This is a genomic window from Streptomyces xantholiticus, from assembly GCF_014651015.1.
In the GTDB taxonomy this organism is placed as follows: Bacteria; Actinomycetota; Actinomycetes; order Streptomycetales; family Streptomycetaceae; genus Streptomyces; species Streptomyces xantholiticus.
Map to the genome: position 1 here is coordinate 50,866 of NZ_BMWB01000013.1, position 12,865 is coordinate 63,730.

General features: G+C 72.3%; 10 protein-coding genes and 1 riboswitch. Of the genes, 8 read left to right on the forward strand and 2 right to left on the reverse strand.

Features of this window, described 5'->3' with window-relative positions:
- Positions 1-94 precede the first annotated feature (94 nt).
- The 4 genes from IE198_RS19810 to IE198_RS19825 all read left to right on the forward strand — a co-directional run bounded on the left by IE198_RS19810 (position 95) and on the right by IE198_RS19825 (position 4,922).
- Entirely contained in the window at positions 95-1,450 is a 1,356-nt protein-coding gene (locus IE198_RS19810) for a M16 family metallopeptidase (protein WP_189888426.1), read from the forward strand.
- Between the two features lie 17 nt (positions 1,451-1,467).
- Positions 1,468-2,835: a M16 family metallopeptidase gene (locus IE198_RS19815; protein ID WP_189888628.1), complete on the forward strand. Its 1,368-nt coding sequence runs from the start codon at positions 1,468-1,470 to the stop codon at positions 2,833-2,835.
- A gap of 240 nt (positions 2,836-3,075) precedes the next feature.
- A riboswitch (cyclic di-AMP (ydaO/yuaA leader) is annotated at positions 3,076-3,236 on the forward strand.
- Between the two features lie 13 nt (positions 3,237-3,249).
- Positions 3,250-4,032: a M23 family metallopeptidase gene (locus IE198_RS19820; protein ID WP_189888428.1), complete on the forward strand. Its 783-nt coding sequence runs from the start codon at positions 3,250-3,252 to the stop codon at positions 4,030-4,032.
- Between the two features lie 212 nt (positions 4,033-4,244).
- On the forward strand, positions 4,245-4,922 hold the full coding sequence (locus IE198_RS19825) for a GntR family transcriptional regulator (RefSeq protein WP_189888430.1): 678 nt from the start codon (positions 4,245-4,247) through the stop codon (positions 4,920-4,922).
- 177 nt (positions 4,923-5,099) lie between these two features.
- On the opposite strand, the gene IE198_RS19830 is transcribed toward IE198_RS19825, so the two are convergent.
- Entirely contained in the window at positions 5,100-5,381 is a 282-nt protein-coding gene (locus IE198_RS19830) for an HPr family phosphocarrier protein (protein WP_189888432.1), read from the reverse strand.
- 166 nt (positions 5,382-5,547) lie between these two features.
- On the opposite strand from IE198_RS19830, the gene IE198_RS19835 reads away from it, so the two are divergent.
- From IE198_RS19835 to IE198_RS19850, 4 genes are read left to right on the forward strand one after another with little or no spacing between them, the layout of a single operon-like run.
- A complete protein-coding gene (locus tag IE198_RS19835) occupies positions 5,548-8,919 on the forward strand; it encodes a bifunctional GNAT family N-acetyltransferase/acetate--CoA ligase family protein (protein WP_189888434.1) in 3,372 nt (1,123 codons plus the stop codon).
- Between the two features lie 36 nt (positions 8,920-8,955).
- A complete protein-coding gene (locus IE198_RS19840) occupies positions 8,956-9,540 on the forward strand; it encodes a DUF5998 family protein (RefSeq protein ID WP_189888436.1) in 585 nt (194 codons plus the stop codon).
- Entirely contained in the window at positions 9,540-10,733 is a 1,194-nt protein-coding gene (locus tag IE198_RS19845; protein ID WP_189888438.1) for an alkaline phosphatase family protein, read from the forward strand. Before IE198_RS19840 ends, IE198_RS19845 begins: the two co-directional genes overlap by 1 nt.
- 38 nt (positions 10,734-10,771) lie before the next feature.
- Positions 10,772-11,422 (forward strand): thymidine kinase, encoded by a 651-nt coding sequence (locus IE198_RS19850; protein ID WP_189888440.1) that lies wholly within the window; start codon positions 10,772-10,774, stop codon positions 11,420-11,422.
- Positions 11,423-12,043: 621 nt separating this feature from the next.
- Here the strand turns inward: IE198_RS19850 and IE198_RS19855 are convergent.
- Positions 12,044-12,817, reverse strand: a complete 774-nt coding sequence (locus tag IE198_RS19855; RefSeq protein WP_189888442.1) for a VOC family protein — start codon at positions 12,815-12,817, stop codon at positions 12,044-12,046.
- Between the last annotated feature and the right edge of the window lie 48 nt (positions 12,818-12,865).

Genomic DNA, 12,865 nt, shown 5'->3' on the forward strand with positions numbered 1-12,865 from the left:
CTCCGGGCCCGGGAACTTCGCCAGGTGTCCGCACGCTTGCATACAGTGGCAGCTCTGGCAGCACTTCCAAGTTTTCGCGATCGAAGGGACGTACATGCCCATGGGTCACACGGCCACAGCGCAGGCCGGGTCCGGCGGCCTGACAGCGACCGAGCACCGCCTGGCCAACGGCCTGCGCGTGGTGCTCTCCGAGGACCACCTGACCCCGGTCGCCGCGGTCTGCCTCTGGTACGACGTCGGTTCACGCCACGAGGTCAAGGGCCGTACAGGACTCGCCCACCTCTTCGAGCACTTGATGTTCCAGGGCTCCGGCCAGGTGAAGGGGAACGGCCACTTCGAGCTGGTCCAGGGAGCCGGCGGTTCGCTGAACGGCACCACCAGCTTCGAGCGGACCAACTACTTCGAGACGATGCCCACGCACCAGCTGGAGCTTGCGCTCTGGCTGGAGGCCGACCGCATGGGCTCGCTGCTGGCCGCCCTCGACGACGAGTCGATGGAGAACCAGCGCGACGTCGTCAAGAACGAGCGCCGCCAGCGGTACGACAACGTGCCCTACGGCACCGCCTTCGAGAAGCTGACCGCCCTCGCCTATCCGGAGGGCCACCCCTACCACCACACCCCGATCGGCTCGATGGCCGACCTGGACGCGGCGACCCTCGAGGACGCCCGCGCCTTCTTCCGCACCTACTACGCGCCCAACAACGCGGTGCTGTCGGTCGTCGGTGACATCGAACCCGAGCAGACGCTCGCCTGGATCGAGAAGTACTTCGGGTCCATCCCCGCACACGACGGCAAGCAGCCGCCGCGCGACGGCACCCTCCCGGACAACATCGGCGCCCAGCTGCGCGAGGAGATCGTCGAGGAGGTCCCTGCCCGCGCCCTGATGGCCGCCTACCGCCTCCCCCACGACGGCACCCGCGAGTGCGACGCCGCGGACCTGGCGCTGACCGTCCTCGGCGGCGGGGAGTCCTCCCGGCTGCACAACCGGCTGGTGCGCCGTGACCGGACCGCCGTCGCGGCCGGGTTCGGCCTGCTGCGGCTGGCCGGCGCCCCGTCGATGGGGTGGCTCGACGTCAAGACCTCCGGCGGCGTCGACGTCCCGCAGATCGAGGCGGCCGTCGACGAGGAGCTGGCGCGCTTCGCGGCCGAGGGCCCGACCGCGGAGGAGATGGAGCGCGCACAGGCGCAGCTGGAGCGCGAATGGCTGGACCGGCTCGGCACGGTCGCCGGCCGTGCCGACGAACTCTGCCGATACGCGGTCCTGTTCGGTGACCCGCAGCTGGCCCTCACCGCCGTGAAGCGTGTGCTCGAGGTCACCCCCAAGGAGGTGCAGGCGGTCGCCAAGGCGCGTCTTCACCCCGAGAACCGGGCGGTGCTGGTCTACGAACCGGTCGCCGCCGAAGAGACCGAAGCGGCCGACGGACACGAGCACGAGGGGACGGACCAGTGAGCGACGCTGCCGTGACCATGGACTTCCACCCGCAGCCGACTCCCGGCGCCGCCCGGCCCTGGGCCTTCCCGGCCCCCGAGCGCGGCACGCTGGACAACGGCCTGACGGTGCTGCGCTGCCACCGGCCCGGCCAGCAGGTCGTGGCCGTCGAGCTCTGCCTCGACGCCCCGCTGGAGGCCGAGCCCGAGGGACTCGACGGCGTCGCCACGATCATGGCGCGCGCCCTGTCGGAGGGCACCGACAAGCACTCCGCAGAGGAGTTCGCCGCCGAGCTGGAGCGCTGTGGCGCCACGCTGGACGCCCACGCCGACCACCCGGGGGTGCGGGTGTCGCTGGAGGTTCCGGTTTCCCGGCTGCCCAAGGCCCTCGGCCTGCTCGCCGAGGCGCTGCGCGCACCCGCCTTCGCGGACAGCGAGGTCGAGCGGCTGGTCCGCAACCGTCTCGACGAGATCCCGCACGAGACGGCCAACCCGGGCCGACGCGCCGCCAAGCAGCTCGCCAAGGAGCTCTTCCCGGCCGCGCTGCGCGTCTCGCGCCCGCGCCAGGGCACCGAGGAGACGGTGGCGCGGATCGACGCCCCCGCGGTGCGCGCCTTCTTCGAGGCCCATGTGCGCCCCGCGACGGCGACCGCCGTGATCGTCGGCGACCTCACCGGCGTCGACCTGGACGCCGTCCTCGGCGAATCGCTCGGCACCTGGACGGGGGACAAGGCCGATCCCCGCCCGGTGCCCCCGATCAGCGCCGACGACACCGGCCGGGTGGTCATCGTGGACCGTCCCGGGGCCGTACAGACGCAACTGCTCATCGGCCGCATCGGAGCGGACCGCCACGACCGTGTCTGGCCCGCCCAGGTCCTCGGCACGTACTGCCTCGGTGGCACCCTCACCTCCCGCCTCGACCGGGTGCTGCGCGAGGAGAAGGGCTACACCTACGGTGTTCGGGCCTTCGGCCAGGTGCTGCTATCAGCGCCGGACGGCTCCGGCGCGGCCATGCTCGCCATCAGCGGCTCCGTGGACACGCCGAACACCGGCCCCGCGCTCGAGGACCTGTGGAAGGTGCTCCGCACGCTCGCGGCCGAAGGCCTCGACGACGCAGAGCGCGACGTCGCCGTGCAGAACCTGGTGGGTGTCGCCCCGCTGAAGTACGAGACGGCGGCCTCCGTCGCGGCCACCCTGGCCGACCAGGTCGAGCAGCACCTCCCTGACGACTACCAGGCCCAGCTGTACGTCCGGCTGGCGGAGACCGGCACGGTGGAGGCCACCGCGGCGGTCGTGGGCGCCTTCCCGGTGGACCGGCTGGTCACGGTGCTCGTCGGCGACGCGTCGCAGATCGAGGAGCCGGTCAAGGCGCTCGGAATCGGTGAAGTGACGGTTGTCACGGGCTGATTGAAAGCCGCCGATGCGGAGAAAAGTACCAAGCGGCACATTCTGGAAACGCGGCATGTAAGTGGAACCCCGGCTTCGAATCGTTTGCCGGGGTTCCGTCGTATGACCGTTTTAGGGTGGAGATTGCCTGTCTGCCCTGTGGCATGCGCTACAAAAGGGGCTGTCCGTTTGGTGATTGACGGACGAGATGCCTAGCGTCGGTCCGGCTGTCCGCCTGGAGATCGCTGCGCCCGCGGCGTCGGGCAGCCATCGCCGAGTCCCCGTCAGGCGTGAGCCTGGGGAGCCGGGGACCCAATCGTCCCTGGGGTGAATCGGACACCTTCGCCCGCGCGGAGGAGCCCGTAGGAGACCTTCCTGCTCCGAACCCGTCAGCTAACCCGGTAGGCGAGAAGGAAGGAAAGGACCAGCCTCTTCATGGCGTTCACCCGTGCCACCGGGAAGCATCGTGCCCCGAGCCGCCTGACGCGCAGGAGCGCGAACCTGGCCGGCGTCGCCGCCCTCGCCACCACCGGCGTCGTCGGAACCTTCGCCTCCCCGGCGCTCGCCGCCGACACCGGGGCCCCCTCCGTCGAGGACACCGGCCTCACGCCGATCGTCACCGTGGGGTCGCTCGCCGACGAGATAGCCGATCAGGCCGCCGCCCAGAAGCAGGAGGCCGAGGAGGCCGCTGCCAAGGCCCGTGCCCGGGCGAAGGCCGAGGCGGAGGCGAAGCGCAAGGCCGAAGCGCGCGCCGAGGCGGCCCGCGAGGCCAAGGAGCGCGCTGCCCGCGAGGCCGAGCGCAAGCGGCTGAACTCCTACCGGCTCCCCGTCGCCGGCTCCTTCGTGACCACCGGCTACAAGACCGGTGGCGCCCTGTGGTCCTCCGGCTCCCACTCCGGCGTCGACTTCCGTGCCGCGTCCGGCAGTTCCGTCGTGGCCGTCGGCTCCGGCACCGTCGTCGAGGCGGGCTGGGGCGGCGCGTACGGCAACAACATCGTGATCCGGATGAACGACGGCACCTACACGCAGTACGGCCACCTGTCGTCCATCGGCGTCTTTGTCGGCCAGCGGGTCACCCCCGGCCAGCAGATCGGCCTCGTCGGCTCGACCGGCAACTCGACCGGCCCCCACCTCCACTTCGAGGCCCGGACCACGCCCGAGTACGGCTCCGACATCGACCCGGTCGCCTACCTGCGCTCGCACGGCGTCAGCATCTGACCGGTCCGCCGCACCCGCTCCGGGCCCCTGGCTCCCCACCGGGGGCCTTCGGTGTATTCGGTGCCGTTTCCGCCATTCCGTGATTGCCGTCCCGGCCAAGAGATTTCCATGGTTTCCGGGGTGCCGTCGGAAAACGGCGCGCATTGCAATAGAGTCACGGGAACACACGTCAATCGGCTGCGTTGCGCTCGGATCAAGGCGGAGGTTCGGTCATGCGTATTCCCGCGCAATCGGTATGCACGGCGATCCGCGACGACATCGTCTCCGGTGTCTTCGAGCGCGGCAGCCGGCTCACCGAGGAGCAACTCGCCCGCCGCTACGGGGTCTCCCGGGTCCCGGTCCGTGAAGCGCTGCGCACCTTGGAGTCGGAGGGGTTCGTCGTCACCCGGCGGCACGCGGGCGCCTGCGTCGCCGAGCCCACGGAGCAGGAGGCCGCCGACCTCCTCGAGATGCGCATGCTGTTGGAGCCCCTGGGCGCGGCACGCGCCGCGCAGCGGCGCACGGAGGCGCACCTCAAGGTGCTGCGCGGCCTGGTGAGACTCGGGCAGGAGAGGGCGCGCCGGGGCCAGGGCGAGGACCTGCGGTCCCTCGGCAACTGGTTCCACGAGACGCTCGCCCAGTCCTGCGGCAGCCCTGGACTGACCGCGCTGCTCACACAGTTGCGGCACAAGATCGCGTGGATGTACGCGGTGGAGCAGCCGGCCGCGCCGGTGGAGTCATGGGCAGAGCACGGCGCGATCGTCGACGCGGTGGCGCGCGGTGACGCCGAGCGGGCGCGGGCGCTGACGGCGCTTCACGCCGAGCGTGCCGCCGGGGCGCACCGGCTGCGGCGCACCGTGCGGGTGAGGACTTCGCAACATGCCGTAAACACCGCGAGCGGCCGGAATTAACAATCGGCGTATACAAAAGAGCCGTGATTTGATCGGCCTCTTATTTGTTACGGGTCTGCTTTACCGGCGTTCCTCGAAGCATCTCCGGTCGTCCCGGAAAAGCAGAACCGCGGTGCTCCGGATTCGGGGCACCGCGGCTTTCTCGCGAATGGGCTCGGGCCGCGCGGCCCGTTTCGCTCAGACGGTCTCGGGGAGCTCCTCGAGACCCTCCGCCACCAGCTTGGCCAGGCGGTCCAGGGCGGCCTCGGCGCCGTCCGCGTCGGAAGCGAGGACGATCTCCTCGCCGCCCTGCGCGCCCAGGCCGAGCACGGCGAGCATGGAGGCGGCGTTGACGGGGGTGCCGTCGGCCTTGGCGATCGTCACTGGGACGCCGGAAGCCGTCGCGGCACGGACGAAGATGGACGCGGGGCGGGCGTGAAGGCCCTCGGCCCAGCCGACATTGACGCGGCGCTCAGCCATGGTGTTGCCCTTCAAGTCTTAGCGGGTTGTCTAGACCAGTCTCTCATGTGTGCGGACGTGTCCCCCGCCGACTCGGCAGGGGGCGGCGGACCGCCTCTCCGGCCTCCTCAGCCTGCCCGGCGGCAACCGCCTCCGCGACCGCTGGGCCGGGCCGTAGGCTTTCCCCATGCAGACCTCGCAGGAGCACGCCTACCCGGCTCACTGGGAAGCAGACGTGGTGCTGCGCGACGGCGGCACCGCCCGGATCAGGCCCATCACGACCGAGGACGCCGACCGGCTGGTCAGCTTCTACGAGCAGGTCTCCGACGAGTCGAAGTACTACCGCTTCTTCGCTCCCTACCCACGGCTGTCCGCCAAGGACGTCCACCGCTTCACCCACCACGACTACGTGGACCGGGTCGGACTCGCGGTCACGGTCGGCGGAGAGTTCATCGCCACCGTCCGCTACGACCGGATCAACGCGCAGGGCCGCCCGGCGAGCGCCCCCGCCGACGAGGCCGAGGTCGCGTTCCTCGTCCAGGACGCCCACCAGGGGCGCGGCGTCGCGTCCGCGCTGCTCGAACACATCGCGGCCGTCGCCAGGGAGCGGGGCATCCGACGGTTCGCCGCGGAGGTGCTGCCGGCCAACTCCAAGATGATCAAGGTCTTCCGGGACGCCGGGTACACCCAGCGGCGCAGCTTCGAGGACGGGTCCGTCCATCTGACCCTCGACCTCGAACCCACCGAGGAGTCCGTCGCCGTGCAGCGCGCACGCGAGCAGCGCGCTGAGGCGCGCTCGGTCCAGCGGCTGCTCGCCCCCGGCTCGGTCGCCGTCGTCGGAGCCGGCCGGCTGCCCGGCGGCGTCGGCCGCACCGCACTGCGCAACCTCCTGGGCGCGGGCTTCACCGGCCGGGTGTACGCGGTGAACCGTGCGCTCCCCAAGGGGCGGAGCGAGATCGACGGCGTGCCCGCGGTCCGTTCCGTCGGCGACATCGATGAACCCGTCGATCTGGCGATCGTCGCCGTCCCCGCCGAACGGGTGCCCGAGGCCGTCACCGACTGCGGCGAGCACGGCGTCCAGGGGCTCGTCGTGCTCAGCGCCGGGTACGCGGAGAGCGGCCCGGCCGGACGGGAACGGCAGCGCGAGCTGGTACGGCAGGCGCGTTCGTACGGGATGCGGATCATCGGGCCCAACTCCTTCGGGATCATCAGCACCTCGGACGCGGTCCGGCTCAACGCCTCGCTGGCGCCCGAGTCCCCGGCGCACGGGCGGATCGGGCTGTTCACCCAGTCCGGCGCGATCGGCATCGCCCTGCTGTCCGGGCTGCACCGGCGAGGCGCGGGCGTGTCCTCCTTCATCTCGTCCGGGAACCGCGCGGACGTGTCGGGCAACGACTTCCTGCAGTACTGGTACGAGGACGCGGACACCGACGTCGTCCTGATGTACCTGGAGTCGATCGGCAACCCGCGCAAGTTCACCCGCCTCGCGCGGCGCACGGCCGCGGTCAAGCCGGTCGTCGTCGTCAAGGGCGCCCGGCACAGCGGCAGCGTTCCGCCCGGCCACGCGGTGCCGTTCACCCGGATCCCGGACGCGACCGTCGGGGCGCTGCTGCGCCAGGCGGGGGTGATCCGCGTCGACACCGTCACCGAGCTCGTCGACGCAGGGCTGATGCTGGCCGGGCAGCCGCTGCCGAGGGGACCGCGGGTGTCGATCCTCGGCAACTCCGAGTCGCTCGGGCTGCTCACGTACGACGCCTGCCTCACGGAGGGCCTGCGCCCGCTCCCGCCGCGCGACCTCACGACGGCGGCCACGCCCGCGGACTTCCGCGCCGCGCTCGCGGAGGCGCTGGTGGACGACGCATGCGACGCGGTGGTGGTCACGGCGATCCCGTGGGTCGGGGAGAACGGCGTCACGGAGTCGGGCGACGGTGAGGTCCTGGCCACCGCCCTGCGCGCGGCGTCGGCCACGGCGCCGGCGAAGCCGGTGGCAGTCGTCCACGTCGAGATGGGCGCCCTGGCCGACGCCCTCGCGGCCGCCTCCAGCACTGCCCCGCCCGTCGGCACGGGCAGACCCGCTCCCGGCTCGGCCGCGGCGGGTGGAGTGGGCGCGCCTGCTCGCTCCGCCGACGCCTCCGGCGCGTCCGCGTCCCCGTCCGCGCCAGGAGGCCCCATGACCGGCGCCGCTCCGTCCGGCAGCGGCCGGCCCACGCCGTACGGCGCCTCCACCGGTTCCCCCTCCGAGCACAGGACCGCGTCCACAGGGGGCGGCTCCGCAGCGTTCGCGACCGCGGGCAGCGACGCGACGCCCTCCGCCGGCTCGTCCCTGCAGGAGGGCGACTCCGCCCACGCCGACGGGCCGGGTCAGGCCGGGAGCGCCCCGGGCGGCGGGGCCGCCGCCGGGGCGACGGGGCCGGGCGCGCCTGGCCCCGCCGGTTCTCCGCCGCGAGGCGCGGGGCCCGCCCGGGCCGGCGCGCCCGCGCCAGGCGCCGCCGCCCCGGCCGCATCCGGCTCGTCACCGAAGGCCCCACCCGCCGCCGGCGCGCCCGCGCCGGACGGCAGCGGGCCGGCGCGTGCCGGCGGTCCCGGTTCCGCGCGCCCGGGCGCGGCGGCCCACGCCTCCAAGGCCCCCGGGCCGGGCCACGCACCCCTGGTGGACGGCGCCGCGACCGCCCTCGACGGCGGCGACGCGCGGCGGATTCCCGCGTACCCCGCCGCCGAGCGGGCCGTGCGGGCGTTGGCCGAGGCCGTGAAGTACGGGCAGTGGCGGCGGCACGCCGCGGAGCCGGGGCGGGTTCCCGAGTTCGAGGACATCGACGAGGCCGGGGCAGCCGCCCACATCGAGCGGATGCTGGACGCGGCGGCGGACCGGCGAGGCTTCACCCTCGGCCCCGCTGACGCGCACGCGCTCCTCGCGCGCTACGGCATCCACGTACGCCCCACTCTCCCCGCGCCCGACCCCGACGCCGCCGTGCACGCGGCCGCGCGCCTCGGCTATCCGGTCGCGCTCAAGACGACCGCCCCGCATCTGCGCCACCGCGCCGACCTCGGCGGCGTACGGCTCGATCTGGCCGACGAGACCCAGCTGCGCCAGGCCTACCGGGAACTGACGGAGCTGCTCGGCACCCCCGCCGAGCTGCAGCCCGTCGTGCAGGCCATGGTGCCGCGCGGCGTGGACACCGTCGTACGGGCGGCCATCGATCCCGGCGTCGGGGCCGTGCTCTCGTTCGGGCTGGCCGGTGCGGCGTCCGAGCTGCTCGGTGACACCGCCCACCGCCTCGTCCCCGCCACCGACCGTGATGCGGCGGAGCTGATCCGCACGATTCGCACGGCACCGCTCCTGTTCGGCTGGCGCGGCTCGGCGCCGGTCGACACGTCCGCGCTCGAGGAACTGCTGCTGCGGGTGTCGCGGCTGGTCGACGACCACCCCGAAGTGGTGGGAATCAGCCTGGAACCGGTCGTCGTGGCACAGCACGGCCTGACTGTCCTCGACGCGTCCGTACGGCTCGCGCCGCCGCCGCCCCGTACCGATCTCGGCCCCCGCAGGCTCCCCAGCTACTGAGCGCCCGGGCCTTCCGGGGCCCGTAGGATGGACCGCATGGCGAAGACCGGTACGACGACCCAGGGGCTGCGCGCGGCGATCGAGCGCAGCGGCTACTACCCGGCACTCGTGGCAGAGGCGGTGGAGGCCGCCGTCGGCGGCGAGCCGATCGCGTCGTACCTGGTGCACCAGGAGACCACGTTCGACGCCAACGAGGTCCGCCGTCATGTCACCGTCCTCGTCCTGACGGCGAACCGGTTCATCGTCAGCCACACCGACGAGCAGGCCGCCGACTCCAGCTCCCCGACGCCGTACGCCACGACCTCCACCGAGTCGGTCAAGCTCGGCCGGATCTCGTCCGTCGTGATGAGCCGCGTCGTCGCCAACCCGGAGGCGTACACCCCCGGGACCCTGCCCCGCGAGGTCGTCCTGACCATCGGCTGGGGAGCCGTCTCGCGACTCGACCTCGAGCCCGCCGCCTGCGGCGACCCCAACTGCGACGCCGACCACGGCTACACCGGCAACTCCACCGCCGACGATCTGAGCCTGCGGGTCAGCGAGGCAGGCGACGGCCCCGACACCGTCCGCCAGACCCTGGTCTTCGCCCAGGCGCTCTCCGAAGCCACGGCAGCCGCACGTTGATGGCCCAGCCCGCTGCATGGCCGGACGACCCCGTTTCGCTGGACGTACACGCCGCGCCCGCGCCCGAGTACGGCAGCGGCTCGCTCGCCGATCTGCTGCCGACCCTCGCGGCCGGCCAGGGCGTGCCAGGGCTCGCGCAATCGATCCGGGAGCTCACCCCCGCCGACCGGAACTGCGTCTTCCTGATCGACGGCCTCGGCTGGGAGCAGATCAGGTCGCACCCCGATGAGGCCCCGTATCTGACGTCCCTCCTCGGCACGTCACGCGGGGGCACGGGAACACCGATCACGGCCGGCTTCCCCGCGACCACCGCGACCTCGCTCGCCTCCATCGGCACCGGCCTGCCGCCCGGCGTGCACGGCCTGCCCGGCTACACGGTGCGCAACCCGGAGACCGGCGAGCTGATGAACCAGCTGCGCTGGAAGCCGTGGACCGCGCCGAACGTCTGGCAGCCGTACCCCACGGTCTTCCAGCTCGCCGACCGCGCGGGCGTGCACACCGCGCAGGTGTCGTCGCCCGCGTTCGAGCAGACCCCGCTCACCAGGGTCGCCCTGAGCGGCGGCACGTTCCACGGCCGGCTGACCGGTGAGGAACGGATGGACTTCGCCGCCGAGCAACTCGCCGCCGGCGACCGCTCCCTGGTCTACACGTACTACAGCGAGGTCGACGGCAAGGGCCACCGCTTCGGCATCGACTCCGACGCCTGGCGCGGACAGCTGATGTACGTGGACCGCCTGGTCGAGCGCCTGGCCGACCGGCTCCCGCCGCGCACCGCGCTGTACGTCACCGCCGACCACGGCATGGTCGACGTCCCCTTCGGTGAAGAGTCCCGCATCGACTTCGACGAGGACTGGGAGCTGCGGGCCGGCGTCGCCCTGCTGGGCGGCGAGGGCAGGGCGCGCCACGTCTATGCCGTGCCGGGCGCGGAGAACGACGTGCTCGCCGTCTGGCGCGAGGTGCTGGGCGAGCAGTTCTGGGTGGCCGGCCGCGACGAGGCGATCGACGCCGGCTGGTTCGGCCCCCGGATCGACGAGCGGGTGTACGGCCGGATCGGCGACGTCGTCGCGGCGGCCCACGACGACGTGGTGGTCATCGCCTCCACAGGCGAACCGAACGAGTCCGCCATGGTCGGCATGCACGGTTCCATGACCCCTGCCGAACAGCTCGTGCCGCTCCTCGAAGTACGCTCTTGACCCCACTGCCACCCGGACCCGAAAGGTCTCGACTCCCCATGCCCGAGCTGGTGTTCTTCTCCGGAACGATGGATTGCGGGAAGTCGACTTTGGCGCTCCAGATCGGACACAACCGTTCGGCCCGCGGGCTCCAGGGCGTGATCTTCACCCGTGATGACCGGGCGGGCGAGGGGAAGCTGTCCTCCCGGCTGGGCCTGGTGACGGAGGCGGTCGAGGCCACCGAGGGCATGGACCTCTACGCGTACCTGGTGAACCAGCTTTCCCAGGGCGGCAAGGCGGACTACGTGATCGTGGACGAGGCGCAGTTCCTCGCCCCGGAGCAGATCGACCAGCTGGCCCGTGTCGTGGATGACCTGGGCCTCGACGTCTTCGCCTTCGGGATCACCACCGACTTCCGCACCAAACTCTTCCCCGGCTCGCAGCGGCTGATCGAGCTGGCCGACCGGATCGAGGCCCTCCAGGTGGAGGCCCTGTGCTGGTGCGGCGCCCGGGCGACGCACAATGCCCGCACGGTGGGCGGGGAGATGGTGGTCCAGGGCGCCCAGGTGGTCGTCGGCGACGTCAACCGCCCGGTGGAGGAGATCGGTTACGAGGTCTTGTGCCGCCGCCACCACCGTCGCCGGATGACAAGTGCTTCGGCCCACGCGGGCGCGCTGTCCCCCGATGTCCTGCCGGTCACATCGGCTTGACGGCGTGGTTCCTCCTTGTGTTTGTCAGCACTTCCGGGGGGCCACCCACGTGAAGATCTTTTGGCACCACTCTCCAACCGGCGGACGACCGTTCACCCGAGGCCTTGACGGCCCCCTTCTTGCTGGCTGCTCCTGTACAGCAGCCCAGGGACTTCCGGGCTCGTGTCTTCTCCTGCCGTGGCCCACGACGTCGTCCATGTGGGCGCCGGCAACCATGCCGCTGGTTACCACGCAACCGACCTGACCCTCCTGTGGACGGGCGAGCCGACGAACGGCCGTGTGACCTCGTCGCCGACCCTGGCCGAGGGGCAGGTGCCCACGACGCTTCCGTGGGTTGCGGGAGCGCTTGCTGTGTCAGCAGCCGTGTCTCGCGCCCTGGCCGTCCCGGCAGTTCGAAATGCTCTGCCCGCATGGTTGCGTCCGGTCCATGAGAAGCCGTCCGGCGAAGGAAGGAAGAACGGCACCGTGCCTGGCCTCCGCTCCCTCCAACGGAGCCGACCGGCCGCTGAATTGCAGCACGGACGTGATTCCCGGGCAACGAAGAGCCCTGTGAGGGCCTCGCTCCGGACATCCTGCTCCGTGGGGGACCGGTACGGACACCCGCTGTCGGGGCCACAGGTGTCAGCGGGCGTCCGACCGTACGATGGTGAAGACCGCGCCCTCCGGGTCGCAGACGGTCGCCTCGCGGCCGCCGGGGCCGGGACGGGGCGGCTCGATCACCTGTCCGCCGAGCTCCACCACCAGGTGGGCGGCCGTGTCGGTGTCCTCGACCTCGAAGCAGGTCATCCAGTGGGGACCGCGTCCGCGGGGCAACGCCTGGCCCATTCCGTGCACGGTGGCGACCGGACGGTCCTCGACGAGCAGCGTCAGCCGGTCCAGGTCGGCGGAGTCGGCCACCTGCGTGTCGTGGCCGAACACCGCTTGGTAGAACTTGCCGACCGTCGATGTCTCCCAGGTCAGCAGCTCGTTCCAGACCGGCGTCCCGTGCGTGCCGTGCACGGCGCTGCCGAGGTGTGCCGTGGCCTGCCAGACTCCGAACACCGCGCCTGCCGGGTCGGAGGCGATCACCAGGCGTCCCGCGTCGGCGGCGTCGAGCGGCCCCACACCCACCGTGCCGCCGCAGCTGCGGATCGCCTCGGCCGTCACGTCCGCGTCGTCACTCGCCAGGTAGGGAGTCCAGGCGACCGGCAGATCGCGGTCGGCCGGGAGACGGCCGATGCCGGCGACCTCCTTGCCACCGATCATCGCGCGTACGTAGGGCCCCAGTTGCGTGGGCCCGGGGCAGAACTCCCAGCCGAACAGCGCTGCGTAGAAATCCTGGGTCGCGTCAAGGCCGTGCACCATCAGGCTCACCCAGCAGGGCGTGCCGGGCGTGTGCCGAGTCGCCTCGGTCATCGTCACTCTCTTTTCGGACCATCGTGTGGCCGTACGGGGGGACCGGGC